At 61.2% G+C, this 21,939-nt stretch carries 17 protein-coding genes; 5 read left to right on the forward strand and 12 right to left on the reverse strand.

Annotated elements, in window-relative coordinates; genetic code table 11:
* Positions 1 to 336: 336 nt before the first annotated feature.
* Genes V9L17_RS01235 through V9L17_RS01255 form a run of 5 tightly spaced genes read left to right on the forward strand, consistent with a single transcriptional unit; the run spans position 337 to position 6,562 of the window.
* Positions 337 to 1,119, forward strand: a complete 783-nt coding sequence (locus V9L17_RS01235; protein WP_337350122.1) for an ABC transporter ATP-binding protein — start codon at positions 337 to 339, stop codon at positions 1,117 to 1,119.
* Positions 1,116 to 1,910 carry an ABC transporter ATP-binding protein gene (locus tag V9L17_RS01240; RefSeq protein WP_337350123.1) on the forward strand — a complete coding sequence of 265 codons (795 nt, stop codon included), beginning with the start codon at positions 1,116 to 1,118 and terminating at the stop codon, positions 1,908 to 1,910. The genes V9L17_RS01235 and V9L17_RS01240 overlap by 4 nt, the downstream gene beginning before the upstream one ends.
* Complete coding sequence (locus tag V9L17_RS01245; RefSeq protein ID WP_337350124.1) at positions 1,907 to 3,235, forward strand: MFS transporter; 1,329 nt, start codon at positions 1,907 to 1,909, stop codon at positions 3,233 to 3,235. The genes V9L17_RS01240 and V9L17_RS01245 overlap by 4 nt, the downstream gene beginning before the upstream one ends.
* Positions 3,236 to 3,275: 40 nt before the next feature.
* On the forward strand, positions 3,276 to 4,802 hold the full coding sequence (locus V9L17_RS01250; protein ID WP_337350125.1) for an ABC transporter substrate-binding protein: 1,527 nt from the start codon (positions 3,276 to 3,278) through the stop codon (positions 4,800 to 4,802).
* Entirely contained in the window at positions 4,802 to 6,562 is a 1,761-nt protein-coding gene (locus V9L17_RS01255; RefSeq protein WP_337350126.1) for an ABC transporter permease subunit, read from the forward strand. The genes V9L17_RS01250 and V9L17_RS01255 overlap by 1 nt, the downstream gene beginning before the upstream one ends.
* A gap of 355 nt (positions 6,563 to 6,917) precedes the next feature.
* Here V9L17_RS01255 and V9L17_RS01260 read toward each other — a convergent pair whose 3' ends face one another.
* From V9L17_RS01260 to V9L17_RS01315, 12 genes are all read right to left on the reverse strand, one after another.
* Complete coding sequence (locus V9L17_RS01260; RefSeq protein WP_337350127.1) at positions 6,918 to 7,733, reverse strand: hypothetical protein; 816 nt, start codon at positions 7,731 to 7,733, stop codon at positions 6,918 to 6,920.
* Positions 7,734 to 8,078: 345 nt separating this feature from the next.
* Positions 8,079 to 9,137 carry a hypothetical protein gene (locus V9L17_RS01265; RefSeq protein ID WP_337350128.1) on the reverse strand — a complete coding sequence of 353 codons (1,059 nt, stop codon included), beginning with the start codon at positions 9,135 to 9,137 and terminating at the stop codon, positions 8,079 to 8,081.
* Between the two features lie 101 nt (positions 9,138 to 9,238).
* Positions 9,239 to 9,811 carry an Hpt domain-containing protein gene (locus V9L17_RS01270; protein ID WP_337350129.1) on the reverse strand — a complete coding sequence of 191 codons (573 nt, stop codon included), beginning with the start codon at positions 9,809 to 9,811 and terminating at the stop codon, positions 9,239 to 9,241.
* Between the two features lie 335 nt (positions 9,812 to 10,146).
* A complete protein-coding gene (locus tag V9L17_RS01275) occupies positions 10,147 to 12,711 on the reverse strand; it encodes a helix-turn-helix transcriptional regulator (RefSeq protein ID WP_337350130.1) in 2,565 nt (854 codons plus the stop codon).
* An 841-nt stretch (positions 12,712 to 13,552) separates the two neighbouring features.
* Positions 13,553 to 14,173, reverse strand: a complete 621-nt coding sequence (locus V9L17_RS01280) for a signal peptidase I (protein ID WP_337350131.1) — start codon at positions 14,171 to 14,173, stop codon at positions 13,553 to 13,555.
* The gene (locus V9L17_RS01285) at positions 14,170 to 14,829 is read right to left on the reverse strand and encodes a hypothetical protein (protein WP_337350132.1); all 660 of its coding nucleotides are present in this window, start codon (positions 14,827 to 14,829) and stop codon (positions 14,170 to 14,172) included. The genes V9L17_RS01280 and V9L17_RS01285 overlap by 4 nt, the downstream gene beginning before the upstream one ends.
* An 11-nt stretch (positions 14,830 to 14,840) precedes the next feature.
* On the reverse strand, positions 14,841 to 16,130 hold the full coding sequence (locus tag V9L17_RS01290; protein WP_337350133.1) for a hypothetical protein: 1,290 nt from the start codon (positions 16,128 to 16,130) through the stop codon (positions 14,841 to 14,843).
* Positions 16,123 to 16,575, reverse strand: a complete 453-nt coding sequence (locus V9L17_RS01295; RefSeq protein ID WP_337350134.1) for a hypothetical protein — start codon at positions 16,573 to 16,575, stop codon at positions 16,123 to 16,125. The genes V9L17_RS01290 and V9L17_RS01295 overlap by 8 nt, the downstream gene beginning before the upstream one ends.
* Positions 16,576 to 16,757: 182 nt before the next feature.
* Positions 16,758 to 17,357 carry a SipW-dependent-type signal peptide-containing protein gene (locus tag V9L17_RS01300; RefSeq protein ID WP_337350135.1) on the reverse strand — a complete coding sequence of 200 codons (600 nt, stop codon included), beginning with the start codon at positions 17,355 to 17,357 and terminating at the stop codon, positions 16,758 to 16,760.
* On the reverse strand, positions 17,354 to 17,971 hold the full coding sequence (locus V9L17_RS01305) for a hypothetical protein (protein WP_337348371.1): 618 nt from the start codon (positions 17,969 to 17,971) through the stop codon (positions 17,354 to 17,356). Before V9L17_RS01305 ends, V9L17_RS01300 begins: the two co-directional genes overlap by 4 nt.
* Before the next feature lie 83 nt (positions 17,972 to 18,054).
* A complete protein-coding gene (locus V9L17_RS01310; protein WP_337348372.1) occupies positions 18,055 to 18,672 on the reverse strand; it encodes a hypothetical protein in 618 nt (205 codons plus the stop codon).
* Positions 18,673 to 18,910: 238 nt separating this feature from the next.
* Positions 18,911 to 21,475 (reverse strand): helix-turn-helix transcriptional regulator, encoded by a 2,565-nt coding sequence (locus tag V9L17_RS01315; protein ID WP_337350136.1) that lies wholly within the window; start codon positions 21,473 to 21,475, stop codon positions 18,911 to 18,913.
* Between the last annotated feature and the right edge of the window lie 464 nt (positions 21,476 to 21,939).

Raw genomic sequence — 21,939 nt, forward strand, 5'->3', positions numbered from 1 at the left:
CGCCAAATCGTCGATCCTCAGCCCGGCTGACATTTGGAGCGTGGTTCCGGGGGCGTACGTACTCCCCCACACGGAACGCTAAGACCGAAATAGACCCATAAGTGGCGCCAACGACAAAACTGAGTGGACTTCCCATCAAAGCTGGGTGTTCCAAGAACAAAGCGGGAGAGCGTTCGCCCGAAATCGTGAAGCTCCACCTAGTCGATGACAACCTAGCCACTCAATTTCGCTCTGACCGGCACGATGGCACCGCCATCGAGTCGACACAGGAATCTAATGCGAATGATTATTGATATCATGAACTGATCCCCATCGACCCTCCTGAAAGTCCTGACTATGACCCCCGCACTTCTGGTAGAGAATCTGACGGTGTCCTTGCAGGGACTGCCCTTGGTCAATGGGGTCAGTTTCGCGATCGAACCCGGCGAAAAGGTCGCCCTGTTGGGTGCCTCGGGTTCTGGCAAGTCCCTCACTGCCTCTGCCCTACTGGGACAGCTCCCGCGAAACATGGACGTGTCCGGCTCGCTGAGAATAGACGGCCGATACCTCCCACTGCGCCGAAAGCCAACAGAAGCCAGCGGGCTCTCGGCGATCCATCAAAATCCCCTCGCCGCACTCAACCCCTTGGTGCGGTTGGGCAGCCAACTCGCAATCCCCCTGAAGAAGGCCGGGCTCTCATCCCAGTCGACGCACGAAAGGGCAATTGAGCTACTCACTTCAGTGGGCATCGAGGACCCTGAACGCATCCTGTCCAGCTACAGCGGCGAATTGTCCGGGGGCCAGTTGCAACGCGTCTGCATCGCCTTGGCTTTGGCTTGCCGCGGCTCAGTCTTGATCGCCGATGAGCCCACTACGGCCCTAGACGTCGTGTCCCAGGCCAAGGTCCTTGACGTGCTTGCAGGGCCCTCAGCTGCAGCACAAGCGATCTTGTTCATCACGCACGATCTCGCCGCTGCCGAAACCTTGTGCACTCGGGCCCTGGTCATACGGGCCGGACGGATCGTGGAAGAAGCACCTATGGAAATCCTGCTGGAACAGCCGGAACATTCCTACACCACCCAGCTCGTGGAAGCTGCCTGGGCAGGGCTCGGCGCCAACCGCATCGAGGCGAGCGCATGAGCGCGACCCTCAGCGCCCGCAGCCTTACGCACCATTATCGCGGCCATGGATTCCGCGGCCGGCGCCGGACACTGCCAGCCCTCCACGACCTTTCCCTTACGGTCTCTGCCGGCGACAGCATCGGCTTGGTGGGCAGTTCCGGTGCCGGTAAATCGACACTCTTGCGTTCCTTGCTTGCCTTGGAGAGGCCAGCCTCCGGCACTGTGGTTTTCAATGAAAGACCCGTCGCTCCTGGCTCCGCCAGTTCGTTGAGGTGGTACCGGAGGATGGTGCAATATGTGCCGCAGAACCCTGCAAGCAGCCTTGATCCAAGCATGGACGTTCGCCGCCTGCTGCTGGAGCCTTTGAAGCAGCTTGGCATTGCCGGGGATCACCACACCATGATCAACCGTGCGCTGGAGCGGGTTGAACTGGAACCTGGAGTGCTCCGCCGCAAGCCTGGGCAATTATCCGGCGGCCAAAATCAGCGGGTGGCCATCGCCCGGGCATTGGTGCCGTCACCGAGCATCCTCCTTGCGGACGAGCCCGTCAGCGGCCTTGACCTGCCATTGAGGAACACGGTTCTGGCTGTTCTCGGACAATTGGTTAACCGCGACGGGCTGGGCCTTTTGTTCGTTTCCCACGATCTCGGCGCGGTGTCCCTGCTCTGTTCGCGGACGGTGGTCCTCTCAGGGGGAAGGACAGTTGAGCAGGGCCCCACGGCGGAACTATTCCGCGATGCACGGCACGCGGCTACGCGGGAGCTCATCGCGTCGATCCCCCGCCGTGGTAGCAAAGCAGGCAACAAATGACGACGACGGCGGCGTCCGGCGTCGTCGGCAAAACCTCCACGGCGGATCGCCTCCCCGGGAAACCCCTCCTCGCGGCCTCCTCCGCCAAGGAACCCGCCCCTCAGCTCCTGCTGGCCACCCAGCTCATCTTCAACCTCGGCTTCTACTCGGTGATTCCATTCCTTGCTGTCTCCATGCGCGAAGACTTCGGTATGGGAGCGCTGGCGATCGGGGTCGTCCTCGGCGCCCGGACTTTCGCGCAGCAAGGCCTGTTCCTGCTCGGCGGCGCGATGGCCGACCGGTGGGGAGCACGGCGCGGAATGATCATCGGTTGCTGGGTGAGGATCATCGGCTACCTTCTGCTGGCCACGGCGTCAGATTTCCCACTGTTTCTGGTCGGTGCGGTGGTGTCCGGCATAGGCGGCGCCCTGTTCTCACCGGCGCTCGAAAGCCTGGTTGCGCGGGCAGAACGCAACACCAACAACTCCACCAGCCACAAACCAAACCTGTTTGCCCTCCTGGTCATCTGCGGCGAAATCGGAGCCGTGGCAGGTCCGCTTCTTGGCGCGCTCCTTCTCGGCGTCGGTTTTGACGCCGCCCTGCTGGCCGGAGCCGGCGTCTTTGCAGCCATGTCAGTCATTTTTCACCGCTTCTTGCCGCGCACGTCCGTGCAACGGCGGGAGGCGGTACCGGCGTCGGACGTTTGGTCCTGCCTACGGGAGAAACGGTTCCTGGCTTTCGCGGCGTTCTTCAGCGTCAACCTCCTGGCATACAACCAGCTCTATTTCGGGCTGCCGGTCGAACTGGAACGCAGTGGAGCAGGCACTTCCGCCCTTGCAGCAATCTTTGCCTATGCCTCGGTGTTGACCATTACGCTTCAGTGGCCCATCGCGCGGCTCATGCGCCGGACCGGGGCCAGATGCGCGCTCACCACGGGATTTGCCCTGCAGGCGGCGGGCTTCGCCTCACTTTCCACCATGGCCGTTGTCCCTCCACCGGAGTCGGTGCCCTTCCTGCCTGCCGGAGTCATGGTCACGGCCCTGTCGCTCGGCCACATGTGCGTGGCTCCCGTGGCCATGGGCCTGGTGCTCGATTTCGCTGCCGGGCGTCCCACTGGCGCGTTCTACGGATTGCTCTCCAGCTGCGGAGGACTAGCGGCCCTCGCGGGGAACATGGTCCTGGGTCCGCTCTATGAACACGCCTCAGCGTCCTCACTGGCCGCAGCCATTCCGTGGCTGCTGCTGGCTCTCTTGGCTGCGACGTCGGCACTGACAATTGGCCGCTTCCTTCCGCCGGCAGCACCACCGGTTCTACCAGCCTGCCCGCAAGACCTTCAGCGCACCTAGCGTCAACCACCGCCACTACCAAGAAAGACAGGCAATCAACATGGCCCTTTCACGCCCAAAAACAGCCGCCACCATACTCCTTGCGTCCGTGATGGCGGCCGGCCTAAGCGGATGCTTCGCTCCAGGCAATGCCCAGCCGGCAGCAAATGCAGATGCTCGCATCAAGGTGGCAATGCTGCAGCCGCCGCGTTCGGGGCTCACTCCCCTCAGTGACGATGCTTTCAAGCTTTCGCGCTGGAAGACCGCGGAAACCTTGATTGTGCTCGACTCCCTAGGCGACGCGCAGCCTTCCTTGTCGACGGCCTGGAACCAGTTGGACAGCAAGAACTGGCGGTTTGAGCTTCGTTCGGGCGTAAAGTTCCACGATGGAACGTCCCTGACGGCCGAGCAGGTTGCAGCTTCCCTGACGGCGGCGGCCAACGCGAGTCCCAAGCCCAGAATCCTCGACGGCGTCCAGCTGGCGGTCAGGACGGACGGCGGGAACGCTGTGGTCGTCACGACCCAAAATGAAGACCCGCTCATCCCGCAGCGGCTCTCGAGCCCCCAGCTGGCCATCCTTGCCGCGTCCGCCTATAAGCCCGGAGGCGTAGTGAGCCCCATTAATGCCGGGACCGGGCCATACGTCCTCGCGGCCGCGGACGGAACCACCTCCGCGACCCTCAACCGCTTCGACGGCTATTGGGGAGAGAAGGCTGCAAGCAGCGGCGTCGATGTCCAATATGTCCCCGATGGCACAGCGCGCGCGGCAGCACTCAGGACGGGTAACGCCGACGTCGTCGAAGCCATCCCCGTGGGACAGGTGGCGCAAATTGACGCACAGCTCATCCATGAGGTGCCGATGCCGCGGACGAACACCCTGTACTTGAATTCCGAATCCGGACCGTTCGCTGATCCCGCGGTCAGGGCTGCCGCACGCGAGGCCATTGAGCGTGCCCAAATCATCGAGCGTGTCTATGAAGGCCGGGCGGACCTTGCTGAAGGGCTCCTCGGACCGGCCCTCCCCTGGGCAGCCGAAGAACGCAAGAACGATTCCTATGCCGAGGCGCTGAAGAAGCGAGCCTCGGCCGGCCCCGCCAACGGTATCCGCATCAAGCTGGGCACCTTCACCGACCGGGCCGAACTCCCCGAAGTCGCCGTCCAGCTTGAACAACAGCTCGAGGCCGCAGGCTTCATCGTCGAACAGGACGTTCGCGAATACCAGCACATCGAAGCGGACGCCATCGCCGGCAAGTTCGACGCCTTCATCCTCTCCCGCGCCACGGTGCTGGACTCAGGTGACCCTGTGGCCTACATGTTCAGCGATTTCGCGTGCAAAGGTTCCTTCAACATCTCCCAATTCTGCGATGCCGACGTCGATGCGGCGCTGACAAAGGCGGCGGCCGTCCCCGCCGGACCTGAGCGGCGGGCTGCCATCGCAGCGGCCGAGGCGCTGATCTTGGCCAATGATGCTGCGGTGCCGCTGTTGCACGAACGGGTCATCCAGGGTGAGTCTGCCAGGATCCGCGACGTTGAACGGGACCCGCGCGAACGCGCTTTGATCACCAGCAAGACAGGAATCTCGAAGTAATGCCCCGCTCCGCGTTGATCAAGACCGCGTTCTCGCGTGCCCTGGCACTTGTCGCAGTTCTCGCCCTGATCGGGCTCCTCCCGTGGCTTTCAGGGCAGGGCCCCGAATACACCATTCTGCGCGCACGCTACGCGGACCGGGAAGCGACCGAAGAAACGCTGGGAATGATCCGCGCGGAGCTGGGGCTCGACCAGGGACCACTGCACATTCTCCTGACGTGGGCAGGAGGGCTCATGCAAGGCAACCTGGGAACGTCTTGGATTACTAACACCCCGGTCGGTCCCGGAACACTCCAGAGCCTCGGTGTTTCCCTGACCCTGATGACCTGCGCTGTTCTGGTGGCGGGCGTTGTCGCGGTGCTGCTGTGCATTCCTTCGGTGTTCCGAGGCCTCAGCGGCACTCCTGGGAATGGAGCCGGCGCGGTTGCCGCGGCGCTGACCGCACTCCCGGAGTTCCTGCTGGCCGCCATGCTGCTCGTGGTTGGTGCCATCTGGTTAAAATGGTTCCCGCCTTACGGCTGGGAAGGGCTGCACTATGCGGTGCTTCCTGCACTTTCCCTGGGCCTTCCGGCAGGTGGACTGATCGGTCGCCTGCTGTCCGATGCCATCACCTTGGCGTTCGCCGAAAAATGGGTGGGCACCTGGGCCATGGCAGGCGCCGGGCGGGGCAAGCTCACCACCGCCGTACTTCGCCGCGCAACGCCCTCCGTCATGAGCCAGATTGGCCTTGTCCTTATCGGCCTCACAGGCGGCGCGGTGGCCGTGGAAAAGGTGTTCGCAATACCAGGGCTTGGCCGCGCCGTTTTGGGGGCGGCAAGCGCCCAGGACATCCCGGCGCTGCAGGCAGGCGTGCTGGCTCTCCTGCTTCTGGCAGTTGTTTTCGGCTCCATCGCGGCCATAGTGCGGCAGCTGCTGATAGGAGCTTCCCTCCGGTCCGGGACGATGCCCGTCCCGGAAGCTCCCCGGAATTCACGACGACGTGATGCGGCTGTGCCGCTCGTTGCGGCCGGGGCGCTGCTCCTCATCGTAGGCGCCGGACTACTGCGGGATCCCTTCACCTCGAACCATGCAAGGCTTGCTGGCCCGAGCCTGGCGTTGCCGTTTGGCGCGGACGCCAGCGGACGGGATCTCCTCGCCCGGGTGGGACACGGCGCGCTGTCCACCTTAGGAACATCGCTGCTGGTGGTCCTCACCTGCCTGGCCATCGGAGTCCTCATTGGGCTCTTCCCGCTCGCGGCAACAGGACCCCTGGAGGTTACAAATGCCGCCCCGCCGATTCTCGCCGGCCTGGTGGTCGCAGTAATCACCGGTCCGTCGGCACATGGTGCGGCCCTGGCAGTCACTCTGGTGAGCTGGGCACCTTTGGCGGCGCATACGGCGGCCTTGGTGCAAGAGGCCAGGGCCAAGCCGTACGTAGGGATCCTTCCGGTCTTAGGCGTCGGGCGGGGCCGGGTTCTTTGGCGTTATGTCCTGCCGGCGGTCCTGGGGCCAGTGTTTCGGCATGCAATGCTTCGGATACCCGGAACGGCGTTGGCGCTTGCGTCGCTGGGTTTCCTTGGATTGGGCGCACACCAGCCAACGCCAGAATGGGGTCTTGTCCTTGCCGAGGGAATTAACTACGTTGAACGTGCGCCCTGGGCCGTCGCCGCGCCCGCATCTGCGCTGATCCTCGCCTCGATTCTGGCAGTCTCCTTGTCCAGCATGAACTGGACCCGTACGAAAAGCCCTGCGGAGCACAGCACCGTGCCTGCTACCACCTAATTCAGAGGTTTCGGCCACTCAATCTGGTCCGGGGAACCACCTAGGGGCGGCTGGGAGCAATATTGTGCATTCAGAAGGCCGCGGCTCGTTACTGCGTGGCCGGGAAGAGCCGCCGGCCTGTAGGAAGTAACACCGCAATGTCCCACTACGACACCGAGAATCAGAACGACGCCGTTGCGGTCGGGGCACTAAGCCATTGGGAGCGAAAAACCAACCGGTACCCGGGCTGCACCTGCCCACCGTGGCGGTACCATCCGCGGTACCCCAAACCGACGGATCCGGACTGCCCGGAACACGGAAACGCAGGCTGACTGTTCGAGATGTCAGCGGTTTTGCTTGTCAGGCCCGCAGTGGGCTAGTTCTTCCGCTGCTTCCAAGTGACGTAGAGGGATGCAACAGGCACCACGAAGGCCGTGACTGCGCTGACAATTTTTACTGCTTGCTCCGTTCCCTGAAGTGTCGGAGCCCTCCCCTGGACCGACTCGTACAGTACAGCGAAAGCGAACATCAGCGCCGCAATCAAGATGAGAATCCCAAGAATACGGGTCATGGAGTGTGGCTCGGGGAGCGCCGACTCGGCCAGCTCGGTCCTTTCACCTTGCGGCATCCAAGGAATTCCCCGTAACAATCCATGGGCAGGCCGCGCGTTGATAGGGGTGGAAACCAGCTCTGCGGATTTCTCAATCCATTTTTGGATGGCCTCCGGAGTCTGCATGTTGTGGGGACTTCCGTAAAAGCTGGCCTTTTCCGATATCAACGGCCGCATCCTCGCCTGCCACCAATTATTGGCCAGCCTCAAACTGGGCGGCGTAGAGGCAGGCAGTGGCAGGAACCTGTTGACCAGCAGTCTTTCAAGGTCGTCGAGGGAATTGAGTGTGGCACGGTATTCGCGTTTCTTGGAAGCCTTCTGCAGGTGGTACAGGAGCCACAGGCTTTGCTTGATGTAGAGCCATTCAAATGGCGCCCTCGCTCGCCACCGTTTGTCGTGCGCGCCATACGTCGCCACCAGTGGAATGTACGCCAAAATGAAGATTCCGAGGCAAACGAAGAACCAAGAGCCGAGCTCGACATTGCCTGAAGTTCCGTTGATTTCCACGGCCAAGGCCGACGTCACTTGGATACTTCCGCACAGAAAGATGCCCATTGCAGTAATCATCGGGAATGCAGTCACCGAGTCATTCCACCGGGATGCCAGGCGCAAGGATGCTCCGTAGGTTCGCTCCAATGCGATCCAGCGAGGACCGGTCTCGATGACTTCCGGCAGAGGCCGGGAAACGACTCCCGGAATCCACCCGGGCAACCACGTAAACCGTCTCTCAGCTTTCGTAAGTTCGTACTCCATCGGCCCGACGCTCGCACGGAGGAAGATGACACTGATAATCCATGCAGGCATCAGGGCGATTCCGACGAAGACGGAAAACCACCATACGTAGTTCTGGAACTGGGTAATGTCTTTTCCTTCCTTTGAATGATCTGGGGATGCGCGGTCGCGATCCCCTGCGGCGTGGAATGAGCGCTACGGTAGCTGCGGGGTCTGACAATGAACGTTCCTGTCGTGCTCCCTCAGTTCCTTCTTGAGGCTCCGCAGGGTTTTAGTGGTTCGCAGAAGAGACCGGCGCAGAATTCCCGAGAGCACAACGCGGACCAAGGCCCCTGGCCACCAGTCCGAGCTGAGGAGCCAAGCCCTCTGTGGGCTGGCATGCTGTCTGGGTGCGAAACGCGTCCGCAGACTGATCCACCCGGCCACTACCGGCGTCGTGCTAACAGCAAGCACAGCTGCACCACCCACCGCGGATTCCACCGCGACGGTCAGACTCAGCAATAAGACAGCGGTGATCCCCATCAGGGCCATCAGGCCGGCGCTGATCCTGTCCGAAACGTCAGGTTTCCGGAATTCGCGAGTGAGCCAAATGAATGCTGCGAATACGATGGCCGTAGCCGCGACGACCATCCCGGCGATGGCCAATATAGGGCCCGCTGATAGGGGCCTTCGAACTGCGATCGCGGTGAGCACCATCCCCGGCGCCGCACAGCTGATCAGTTGCCAGGCCACCCAAGCAACTCGCCATTTGTTTTTCCGATTTGCCTGAGGCAGCCGCTGCCGCCGGAAATGTGAAAGGTTCCGGCGTGCACGAATGATCTGCTGTTCGACCGCGACCTTGCCTTGAAGGCGAATTCGGGCCGCGGCATCTACGGTGACCACACAGTTGCTGGCAACAAACGCCAATACGGCGATAAGCGATGCTAAGTCCGGAAAGCCGGAGACAATTTGGGTAACAGCTGCATACGTGCCCGTGATCACGCTGGCAAAAGCACCTGTCAGCACGATGTACCCCAACAATTCCCGCCGCGCGATCTCCTCCACGGAGTTCTCAGGGTCCGTCTGGTACGTTCGCGCCAGTACCTGAACGCCGATCGCGACGGCGCTCAGGCCCGAAAGGATTCCGATGGTGTCGGAGATGGCCCGGGGGCGAAGGAATGAAGCAGGCCTCGTATCGGAAGCGCCCAGGTTGTTCCATTGAAGCCAGTCGCCCCAGAGGAGGAAGCAGGCAAAAAGTACCCCTGAAATCAGCATGGATGAGAAAGTGTGTTCCGAAAGGTTTAACCATTTCCAAACAGATCTCAGTCTTCGGCGAAACGCTCTATAGCCCCTGGGGGCCTGAATTCTCCGGGAGCTCATCGGATGATGCGAACTCGGACGCCGGCCGCCTTCTCCACGATCCGGCGCGGCAGTGGGCCGTGCAGCTTCAACCACAGAATGCAACCGTCCACGGTAACGGCGTCGACCTCGCCGTAGTCAGTGACGCCATTCGGAGACTGGATCTCAACCGTCTTGCCTGCCAATTCTGTCCAGTCGATGTCGTCTAAGTGATTGGATGCCCCAAGGGAGTATTCGCGGCTAATCTGTTTCATCGTGGCCGTTCCACATACCTCGAGATCTTGCAGGAGCTCTTCTGCCTCACGGAGTCGTCCGTCCCGCAGTGCGTGCTCTGCCGTCAGGGCCAGTTCCGCAAGTTGCATGGCTCCGATCATTTGGCTGGCTGACTTGAGGCTTAGCACCGCGTCCATGGCGCCGGTGGCATCCCCTGCTCGGATGGCCTCCACCAATCGTTGATGCCGGGCAGGCCACAGCCCGTGGTTGAGACGGACGTACGTTGCATACGCCTCGGGGTCCTCAAGCTCCTGCTCGAGGGCGTCGAGAACGTCACGGGAAACCAGGGGAACTTCGTTCCCGTCAAATGTGGGCATGGGTATGCCCATCTGGTCTGGGCGTAACAGATCCGCCGTGGCAACTACAGCTGCACGTCTCGCATGCAGCGTGGTTGGCGTCCCGGCAGTCCAAAGTCATGTACGGACCTGTACCCCAAGAACGAAAGAGGCGGAACAATCCGCCGAAGAGTTTGGTCATAAGGGTCTCCCATGTGCACGTTCGAGGAACTTGGCGTCTTGGCGAGAATAGGGTCCCGAAGTCGGCACTGGGTGTCTGCAAGCCTTGAAACATGTGGGAGTTGCACCGGAATTGAGTGGTCCTTGCCCGGCGACCTGAGTGCAGGCCGCAACAACCGGATCTCCCCGGCGCTTGGTCAGCCCCGCGAGCTGCGGACGAATTCGTAAAGGTCTTTGCGCGAGAACGTCCCGGACTTCCTCAGCGCCTTGGAGATGTGGTTTTCGACCGTTCTGGTGCTGATCCCCAGCCGACTGGCGATCTCGGGGTTGGTTTGACTGCCCGCGAGGACCGCAATCTCCGTCTCGCGGGGCGAGAGCGGCTGCGGCTCATCCACTGATGTACTGAGTGTCAGGTGTTGTCCGGGCAAGGGGAAGCGAACCTCGAAAGCCCGGGATATCTGCTGGATCATTCCGGCGGCATCGTGGTCCCGTTCGAGGAGCCGACGTTTGAATGAACCTTTGAGCAGCATGCCGACCGAGAAGAGGTCGGAGTCGGGTTCGTATTGGTCAAGGAGGATCCCCAGCAGTTGGTAGTCGCCGTCGATGGCTGCAGCTGCAATGGCCAGGAGTTGGTCATGGGAGGTGACCCCGGGGCCGCTGAGCAGGCTTTGCAACTTGTCCAGGACGCGTCGCCCGGGAAGCAGGCACAGCATGAAAAGGGCCGAGTAGACAGCCTCCGTGACGTAGCCGTGGTCAAGTTGTTGTTCGAGAAGGGTGACGGCCTTTTCATCGAAAGTGGCAGCGTCGTCGTATTGCTGCGAAAAGAGCTCGTAGACGCCCTTCCCGATTCCGGGCAGAGGCCCGACGTCGGCGACGTCCTTGCGTGCCTGTGCTCCCAAGGAAACGACTTTCCGTCCTGCGCCTGTTGGCGCCTGAAGCCCGGCGATTCTCAGCATTGCATCATGAAGCGAGTTGACCAAGAAGCCGGGACGTCCCAACGCGAAAACGCTGCTCATCATGTAATGAGCCTCCACGCTGAACCCTCTCCGCGTCAGTGCGAGCGCGGCGACGTAGCTGCTCGCCACGAACCCGAACTGGTTCAATGACTGCTGGGCGGTGGCGCGCTGCACCAGGGAAAAGTTCAGTGCTTCATCCGACCGCCCGGCAACCAGGAGGGCAAGTCCGCGAACGAACGGCTCAACGTTGGCCACCAGGTCAAATCCTTCCGCCGAATCAAGGGCGACGAGGGCTGCCTGGGCGTCAAAACGGTAGAGCTCCAGCATCCCGCGGATGACGGGCAAGACGCCGCTCGTATGTTGGCTGCTCGTCAGTCCGCTCAATATCTCGTCCAGATTGGGCGGCATACGGTCATAGGACGCGTTCAGAAACGCTGCGAACCCTTCTGCTTCAGCCTGCCAATCAGGGTGTGTTCTTCCGAACTCGCAGATCATTCCAGTGGCGGCCGAAAGGCCAGCGCCAGAAGCGATGGCCCAGAGGGCACGTGTCATCGTGAAGAAGAAGCACTCAGCCGGGTCAGAACCCACTGTCTCGGTGTTGTTGAATACTTCCTCGATGCGTTCTGGGTCGATCGGTCCGCCCCAGTAGAACTTGAGGAACTCAGCCGCGTTGGACAGGGTTTTATCGGCCTTCCACACGCCATAATGGGCTTCCTCGAGCACTTGAAGCTGGTCCTGGAAATGCTGCGCTGCAGCTGCACCCCCGGTGCCGGCTTCCCGTCTCAGCTCATCGACCATCCCGGCAAGCTGTGGGGCTAGTTGGCCACTTGCTGGGGCTCGCTGCAATGGGGAGTCCACCACCCGCGCAATACGGTCGACAAGCACCCTGCGCGAGGAAAGAACGTGGTGATCCAAGAAGTAATCGACAATGACAGGAGGACTTACAGCCACACAGACGTCTTTGTTGGCGTCTTCCATGACCGCAATCAGACCACGCCGCTCGAGGCTGTCCAGAACGTCAGGGTCCATGGTCTGCTGAAGGCACTCCATGGACCTGGTTCCCAACAGTGACAGGGTGTGCAACGCCGTAAGTTCATCCGGTCCGAGGCCGTAGAGGAACGACTCCACAGTGCTGTTGAGATGCTCGTTCCAGAGCGTATGACCGGCCATCCGCCATTTTCCATCAGAGAGGACGAGGAGCCTGCTCAGGACTGCGCTCTGGACGAGCCTGACCACAAGCCGCGGGTTGCCGGCAGACTTCATCAGGATGTGCGCAGTGGAATCGACATCAGGCGGCGCTGCCAGGGTATCTGTGACAAGTTTGTCCACTTGGTCGTAGCGCAGGGGGTTTAGCCGGATCTGCGCCTCGGGCCAGCGGTCGGGAGTAAACACGTCCGAACGCGAATAAAGGCTGGAGTCGCCCATAGTCATCACCAACGGCCGCTGGGTCCGCTTTTGAACGATGTCTACGATCGCGAGTGATTCGTTGTCGAGCAAATCGATATCGTCAACAACAATGACTTTTGTGCCCCGCTGGGCAAGTCGCTCCGACAGTACATCCGCTATGCCCAGAGGTCCGTTGAGCCGGGCGCGCATATCCAATCCAAGGTGCCCGACACCCGCCAATGGACTCTTTTGAAGGAGCCGTGCGCCGAAGAGTGGGTAGACCTCAGCACCGGTCTTTTCAAGTTCTGTGATGATCGTTTGGGCCACGGTGGAGCGGCCGCTTCCTACTCCCCCTACGATGCGCACACTGATGCCTCGGGCCGCGTATTCAAGCGCACGGCGGGTTTCTTCCTTGAACACCTGGAACTCCTCATTTCACGTGATGCCACATTGAAGCCCAGAGGCACGGCGATGCAAGCGTCTGGCCGTTTGCAATGCCTTTGTGACCGGACAAGGTGCGGCCGGCCACCAGCAGGTGACCGGCCGCATGCCTGCCGGGTCTCAGTCGACAGGCTTAGCCCGTGCCCCACGTTCCGGGGGGGAAATAGCGGGGCACTCCTTCAAGGACACTGGGGTCCTCAGCAAAAACGCTATGGCCAAAAAAGACGGCTGAGTGGTCATTTCCCCGGAAATGAGTGGTGCAATCCTGCAATTAGGTGCTCGCAAGCTGCCGGACCGGGGAATCCTGGTCATTCCCTGCGTAGATCCGAGCCATTATTCCTTGCGGTTAGAAGGTTGCTTAGGATTCCTTAGTGAAGTTTCGGCTATTCAAAACTTGAAACGGACAGTTGCATCGCATTCATCGCGGTGATTCCCGGAATTAGACCTCGCCCTGACTTGCATGGCACTCACAATTTTCCCTCCCGTGGCTACATCCGTATACGTAACCACATAGGTGAAACCAAACTTCGCGCTCTTCCCGGGCGACAAGGAAGGGATTCGCAAGTCCTCGGAGACCGGCGCAGTTGCGTACGACAGTTTCCCCGAGACTGCGTCGGTCAGGAAACCGTGCATCAGGGACACATCTGCGAGCGTCTCTTCCGAGTTGTTCAGAATCCACGCCGTGAAGAAGATGGTGTCACCGCACGATGCCAACGACCTGTCCGCGTATTGGACCAACGCAATCGAAGACCGATCTGCGACGGAAGTGGCCATGCGTCGCCTCCCGTGGCCGAGGGAACTCCGCGATCTGGCAATCCAGTCAGGAATGCTTTCCATGGGTCGCTCCGTCGCGAGCCTTTTGTCCACCCTTCGATCGCACCGGATCAAGAACGAACAGGGCGAGGACAAGCAAGCCGGCAGCAAGGGCAAAGATCATTCCGTCTTGGGACTGAAGGAAGCTGGCAAGGTAGCCGAGGCCGACGATGTGCCACACATATTTGCCGGCGGTTTGCACCGTGTAGGATTCGGGATCTTCCTGGGCGTTGGCGTCGCCCTTGAGTGTCAGTTCATAGACCCCGGACGCTGGCTCGACGGACTTGACCACGCGGTGCGTAACCAGCCCGATGTTACGCGGCCGTTCGACCGTCGCAATCGAACCCTCCTTGAGTTCACCTGCGGGGACTTGGGCGGAGAAGACCACTGAGCCAACGGGGATTGTGGGTTCCATCGATCCCGAGACGACCACAAGCGGACGCACACCGAAGAGAAGCGACACCGCGAAAGCAGCGATACATGCGACGCCGACCACGGCACCCAGGGACAAGATCCCGGAACGGAGGAAGGCGTAGATCCGCACCGCAGGATGCAGTTGGGGCCGACTGGCTTTTTCAGTAGCGTCGTCCTCCAAGTCCTCCTTCCAGAATTCAGGCGGGAGGCTCACGGAGCCACCGATGTTGCGTCGAAGTGCACCGCGATAGCAGCCTGCCCACCGTTGTAGTTCTCGACGCCAGGAGCATCCAGATACGTAATGGTCAGGTTCAGCTTCTTCTCAGCCCCATCTGCCGCGCGAGTGTATCTGTCGCCCTGGTTAAGGACCGCACCCCATCGGGGCTCCAGCACCCCGAGGGCCCCTCTCGCCTGATCCCACGGGACATTGGAGAAGATGGCCTTGCCACCCTCATCCGTTGCGGTGAAACGCAGGAAGGGCAGGATGTTCGGAATTCCCGCTGCAACTGTCCCGTCGCCGTTCCGAAGAACAATTTTGAAAGTAGTGTCCGCTTTGAGGTTCGACGTGTTGTTGAAGACAGGAATGGTGGTTGCCACTGACTTGCCAGGTACCAGGGCAGCCGCTCCCGCCACAGCCCAATCAAAGCCAGCAGCGGTGTCAGCCTGTTCCACGGTGCCGTTGTCCCGCACGACGCCGATATCAAACTCCGGGGACTCGATCAGGCTGTCGCCGATAATGTTCAGCCGTGCGAAGTCAGTCATGGCTGCACTGGTGCCGGCCATGGTGGCTGCAAGGAGAATTCCTGCGGTGAGGACCAGCCTGATTCGACCCGTATGCGGAACGGCCCATCGCTGCTGGATTCGAGTCATTGTCAGCTTCCTCATTTCGCCACCATTCCGAGGTTCCACGAGACCTGGCGGGTTGTGTTGATTTGTCCAGTGGGCAATCCGATTGATCCCTGCGGGTTGTAGCCCCTGCCCCAGAACGTCCCGTCAGATTTCTGCCAGAGGTAGAAGCCCTGGCCCGATCCGTACTGGACCACATTGGTATCGATTCGGATAGGGGCCTGCGGAAACCGACCATAGTCATCGCTTGCTCCGTAACCCCAGAGCTCTCCGACGTTGTTCATCATGGCAACGCCAGTGAACCCGAACTGCATAGATGTGATGTTGGAGAGAGCCGGAACCAGCCCGGGTTCACGAGGCGTCGGGGTCGATCCCCTGCCGGTTCGTGTGTAGTCCGATCCCCAACTGACTACCTGGCCATTGGACAGGAGCGCCGCACCCATGCCGATACCGCCGTCGACCGCCACGATAAACGGCGCACCTGACGAGACGTTGCGGCGGAACCAGGGGGCGAGTGCACTGACGAGGCGCGGACTGGCATCGACGTTGGGCATGAGTGACGGCAGGCTATTCCCGCCGCCGCCACCCCAGTAGTACACGTCCCCGTTCTCCAGGATCACGAAGAAGTTGGTGTAGGCGCCCTTCAGGTAGGCAGGGCGGTTGCCCGGAACAGAGGGGTCGGGAAGTCCGATCAGTTGGCTTGCGCCGGCCGCGGCGTTTCCGCCATACCCGGTTGGAAAGCCCCAGTGCCATATGGTGCCATCGCTGCGAATGCCGGCGCCGGCGTACTCCGTGGACGAGATCTTGGTGATCTTATCCAGAACCACGCCCGCACCGTTCCAAGCGCTGTTGATACGGACTTGCTTGGCGTTCCCGTTGGGCTTCGCGGCGTCTGTACCGTCCCGATTGTTAATTGATCCCCAGCCCCATACAGTGCCGTCCTTATCAAGCGCGTTGGCGTTGTAGATCTGACCGGTCACCTGACGCGCGGCGCCTTCCGGGATGCCCGCCACCTTCTGTGGCGGTTTCTGCCATCCAGAGGTGGGGACATCACCGTTGATTTCGTAGTACGTGAGGCCCCAGACATACACATTTCCGTCATTTCCGACGCCCAGCCCGGTGTCGACCATGCGTGCGTTCGCGATACCTGCCATCAACGGAGGCCCTGCGTTCACAGGAATTGCCGCGGAACGGGCATGCGTGCGGTCTTTGTACGCTGCACTGGTTGCTGTTGGCAGCTGTGCAGCACCGACAGACGCTGCCAGCCCCAGCAGGCCTGCAGCAGCCAGGTAGGTCCGGCGCGGAATCATTGGTGGCTTACTCATGAGCGGGGTTCTTTCGACGAATGAGGAGGAAACCAGCGCCAACAGCAAGCAGGACCGCTGCCGTGGCAGCCACAGGAAGCAAGTTGTTCAGGCCGGTGTAAGCGAGACCAGGACCGGCAGCCGGCTTGTCCGGCACCGGGTCGACGGGAGCGACGACAGGCCGATCGGCCATCGAGACGAATCGGAACTTCAGGATGCCGCCTGCGCCTTGGTAGGCGTTGCCGGCCGCCCGCGGCAGGGTGACAGTGCCGGTGAGGTTGTAGGAGGCCCCGCCCTGGAGCTCCGGCAACGCCAGCGACCGGCCGAGAACCTCTCCTATCGGTACCCGATCAACCACGGTGGCGCCGTCGGAGGTTTTCACCGTGAGCTCGATCGGCGTCGGGCCCGAGAAAAGGACATCAGACTGTCCGCTGATCTCCAGCCCGAGGGGCAAAGGTGAGTCCACAACGCTCCTCACCGACATATTCCAACTCTGTGTCTCCCCTGGTGCAGGAGCATCAATCGCCACGGAAGTGGGCGTTGATTCGATGAGGTCGGCTGGTGTTGCCGATGCACCAGCCGCCTGAACCAGCGCCATGAATAATGCTGTCAAGAGGATGACCAACGCGCGGCCGCTGCGAAGCGCGATCATTTGCTTTCTCCATTGGTGAGGACGCCGAGCTGCGTGGATTTACCGATCACTTGGGTGCCGCTGTTGGCTGGAAGAATTGCCGACAGGCTGATGCGGTGCTCCTGGCCGGGAGCGACGCCCCGGAAAACCAAGCCCGCCTGGTTGACTTGGTCCGCTGAAGCATTGGCTACTGCTGGCGTGGCCGCTCCGTCAAGATAGACCGTGAACAGCAGCCGGCCGAAAAGATCCTGATTCACGGGATCGGGATCGTAGAGGGAGACGGCCAGGTCTCCGGTGATCCCTGGTTGCCGGTTCGCGACAGTTACGTCGAATTGCACCGGCGTGGTCTCGGAGAAGGCGGTTCCAGCCGATAGCGGAAGTACAACTGCTGCTTGCGGTGTCTCGGCGTCTCGCAGTACGCCGGTACTGTCCTTCACTGCGATGTCGAACCGCTGGGGATTGCCGATACCAGAACCGGGGGCACCGGTTCCGAGATTAAGCCGGGCAACGTCCGTGAAGGCCGCTGCGGTCGCCCCCGCGCCGATGGCCAGGACCAGCGCGCCGGAGGCCAGGGCGAGACGCTTCCGTCCGCTGCCCCTTAGTGTTCCGTGCCTCATGGGGTCACCGCCTCAAAGTTGAACTGGACATCGGTTGAGGCCATCTGCCAACGGTTATCGACGGTCTGGGGCAGTTCAATGCGGACGTCCAAAAGCTTGTATTCGCCGGCAGCCAAAGGCTTCGGCCAGGTGAGCGTGCTGAGCCGGTCTGCGGGAACGTGGTCGAGAAGCACGACACCCTGATCCGCCACGGTGAACACGAGTTGGTCGAATAGCTCGACGTAGGTGCCCGTCTGCGGGTTGGTTTCCGCGCCACGCGGGAGCGGATCCACCAGGTTCAGGCTCAGGATTCCCGAGAGCCGCGGGCTGTTGTTCTTGGCTGCGATCCTCAGGTCCAGGACGCTTCCTGGAGCCATGGTGTAGCCGCTCCCGTCCTGAGTCAGGGCAATACGCAGCGCACGGGGATTTGCCTGTTCCCAGTCCGCCTGCGTAGGCAGCCATGAAGGATCGGTCTTCCCTGCCGTCACAATGTCAAAAGTGTTGCGGGAACCGTCGAATGCCACATCAACATCGGCATAGTCGGTGAAGGAGGCCGCGGTGATCAGGGCCCCCGCCGCAACCAGGGATCCGGTTGCAAGCAATAACCGCAGTCGTCCGCGGCGATGATTCCTCATACTGTGTCCTTCATGGTCCGGGTGTTCCGTGATAGAGACCGGGGCTGGCGGGTCCCCCAAAGATCCCGCCAGCCCCGCATCGACTACGGCTTTACGGACGTGGCGTCGAAGTGGGCCTGTACGTAGGAGACCTGTCCCTGCAGGGCGTTGTTGGCCTCAGCACTGCCCTGGTCCGGGAGGCTGATGCTGACGCCGAGGACGGCGTCAGCACCGTGAACGAAAGTGCCCAGGTTCAGCGCCGAGACGGCAGCCTGAGTCACATTGGTTGCGATCGCAACACCGTTAAGGGTGATGGTGTAGCGAAGCGCTGCTGCCAAAGCGGGACTTGACGTTTTGCCCGCACGATCCTTCAGCGAGAAGTTGATCGCTGCGCTAAGGGCCGGGCTTTCGTTGCGGAACGGAATGTCCACCGAGACGGTGTCTCCCGGCGTGATGAGGTCCGCGCCCGGAACCTTGATGTTCACGCCAGCCGCCGTATTGGCCTCCTGCCACGTTCCCGCTACGGGCAGGCCCTTGTCGTCGGTGCCAATCACCTGGATGTTGAAGCGGTTGTTGCCGCCAAGACCGGAGTCATCGGTGCCGTTGCCGATGTTGAGGTTGGCGAAGTCGGTGAACGCAGCGGCAGTCAGCAGTGCTGTCACGCCCAGCAGGGCACCTCCAGTGAGGAAGGCGCGCTTGCGTCCGGTGCTGGTCTTTTTCATAAGAAAGGTTCCTTTCACGAGGGGCCGGTTCGTTGGCCGGCTGGGTCCAAGGCAGTGCATCGGCAAGGGACGGAAGCGCTCCCCCAAAACAAGCGCCGTGTGCAACCAAAAAGGAGACTATGGCCGGTTTTGGGGCCCTAGGTGGCGGTTTGGGTCTTTTTGAGTGGTCTTTAGCGCAGATTAGGTGGTGACTTTCAAAAGTCCCGTACATATGGGCGCCGCTTCATGGCCTGAGGGCCTATTTGGCTGCGTACGAATTTCGCACAAGGTCAAAAAGCGCGCTCCGGGATGTGGCCCCTGTTTTCCGCAGCGCATTCGAAATGTGGTTCTCAACTGTCCGGGTGCTGATGCCCAGATGCTCGGCGATCTCGGTGTTCGTGCGATGGCCAGCCAAGGCCGAAATCTCAATTTCGCGAACCGTCAGCTGCAAATGACCGGGAACGTTGAAGGCCAGAATCTCGCTGTTAGGGGGAAAGCGTGCCGTAAATGCTGCGAACGCCTGGTCCATTGCTTCCGCTGCGCGGCTATCACCAAGCAGGAGGTGGCGTTTGGAGGCTCCGCGCAGAAGCATTCCCACTTGATACGTGTGTGCATCGGGTTCATAGTGCTTCAACAGCAGACCCAGTAGTTGGTGGTCTCCCTCGACTACGGCGCCGGCTATTGATACCAACTGGTCATAGGAGGCAGTGCCACTTACCCGCATTATGCGCCGCAGCAGTTCGAGAACCCTGCGGCCGGGAAGAAGACAGGTGGAGAAGAGCGCGCTGAATGCCGCTTCCAATACATAGCCATGGTCCAGTTGCCTCTCTATGAGCCTGGCTGCCCGCCTGTCGAAGCCTTCGGGTTGGATGGGGCGCTCGGCGATAAGGTCATAGACGCCTCTTCCGATCCCGGGGAGCGGACCTACTTGCGGGGCCCGCCGTCGCGATTGCGCGGCCAAGGTTGTCCTCGGGAGATTAGCCGTTGTTGCCGAACGCAGGCCGGCCAGACGCAGCATTGCATCGTGCAGCGAGTCGACGAGGAAGCCAGGGCGGCCCATGGCGAAAACACTCCCCATCAGGTACTCAGCCTCGTCGAAGTAGCCGCAGTAGACGAGAGCCTGGGCAGCAATGTAGCTGCTCGCAACGACCCCGAATTGGTCGAGGTTGCGGCGTGATTCCGAACGCCATTCCAAGGCAAAGGTGAGAGCTTCCTCGATTCGCCCGGAGACGAACAAGGCGGTTCCACGGATGAACGGTTCCATGCGGGGAAAGACTGCAAATCCCTTCGCTGAGTTGATGGCCTCGAGTGCACCCGATGGATTGAATCTGTAGAGGTCCAGCATTCCCCACGCAATATTGGCCACCCCCCCTTCGCCGGGCGTGAGTTTCAACCTGGCCATTGCTGCATCGAGGTCGCGGGGCATCCGGTCATAGGATGCCGTGAGGAAGAGCGCCGACGCTTCCGCGTCAGCCTCCCAGCCGGGGTGCTCCGTCCCGAAGCGCCTTAGCGTGCTGACTGCCGCGGCCACCCCTTGGCCGGAGTAAATCGTCCATAAGGCGTTGGTCACAGCGAGGAACAGGAGGTCGCCCGGATCTCCGTCAGCCGTCCTGGTTTGGCTGAAGACGCGTTCAATCCGCAGTTCGTCAATCGGCGTACCCCAGTGCACCCTCAGGAAGGCAACCGCGCTCGAAACGGATTTTTCGGCCTCCCACAGCCGGTATAGGGCCTGCTCCCTGACCTGGATCTGCTCATGGAAGTGACGCGTGCTTGCGGCGTCGTTGGTACTTCGCTCACCATGCAATGCGTTCAGGGCGCTCCTGAACGAGTCAGCAGCGCTTTGGTCGCCGAGTGGATGTGGCGGCAAGGTGCGCAGGGCCCGTGCGATTCTGTTCCGCAGGACCTGCCGGCCGCCACTGAGCCCAGACGCGCGGAAATAGTCTGCAAGCACGGGCGGGCTGATCGCTGCGGAGGTGCAGCCGTGATGGTCCTCCATGACTGAGACGAATCCACGCCGCTCCAATGTCTCCAGGACATTCGAGTGGATCACTTTCTGCAGGACCTCGATAGGCGAGGTTCCCACTATCGCCATCGTTTGAAGTGCCGTGAGCTCGGCTGCATTGAGGCCCTCGAGAAGAGCTTCAACAGTGCCGCGCAGATGATCGTTCCACAGGGAATCTCCGGTCAGTTGCCACTGACCGTCCCTGAGCGCCATCAGGTTGCTCAGCGAGGCGCTTTCAGCAATGCGGACCACTAGCCTCGGGTTTCCGGCTGATTTGGTGAGAATCCGTGCAGTGGCGTCCGCATCTGCTGCGGCACCGAGAGTGTGACGGATCAGTTCGTTGACTTGCCCATAGCGCAGCGGATTGAGCTGTACTTGGGCTCCTGGGCCACGGCTCAGGACCCGCAGTTGAGCCTTTGAGTACAGTTTGGAATCGTCCACGGTGACCACCAAGGGCCTTTTCGTCCTCAGGAGGACGGCCTCAATGACGGCCAGCGACTCGTTATCGACGTACTCGATGTCGTCGACCATGAGGACGTGCTGACCTGGCTTCGACAGGTATGCGGTCAGTGCATCTGCGGCCCCCAACACGCCCCGGATACCCAATCGGATATCAAGTCCAAGACCGTGGACGCCCGCGAAAGCGATGTTCCGATGGGTGCGAAGCCCGGCGAACATGTAGACCGTACCTCCGGTCTTTTCCAGCCTTTTTACGACCTCTTGAAGAATGGTTGTTCGACCGCTTCCAGGTGCACCGTCGATCCGAACGCCGATGCCGCGTGCCACGTAGTCCAGCGTCCGTTGCACTTCCTGTTCGAACACGTGATCCAACCTTCTGTGGTTCCCCTCATCCCAGCTGAAAAGGATCAGGTCACCGTCATAGGTGCATGACCCAATGGCGTCCGCCAACCTCGCTGCCAGCCCATGCCTGCATGGGAAATGCTTGCCCTCCAAAGTGGAGGCTAGGTGTCGTTTGTCGGCCTTGGGTGGCTTGACCCCCAAATCTGTGTGCGAAAACCCGATTTCTGGGGCCGAAAATGCCGAATCCAGGGGGCGGGCCCTGGCTTCTAGGTATTGGGCCCTAGGTACCGGATCAGGCTGGGTCGAGAGCGCCCGCCGGATGTCTGTCCATGTCCCCCTTGGATGTTGCGGCTGGTTGTTTCCAAGCTACGGGGGTGGGCTGGCGCCCTCCAGAGTCAAGTGTGCTTATGTGGATATGTATTCGAATAAAGTATTATTAGGTCGAATACATCTTCGAGCCGGTGCGTAGGGGCGGTGAGTGAGAG

It is taken from the genome of Pseudarthrobacter sp. CCNWLW207, assembly GCF_037203945.1.
GTDB lineage: Bacteria > Actinomycetota > Actinomycetes > Actinomycetales > Micrococcaceae > Arthrobacter.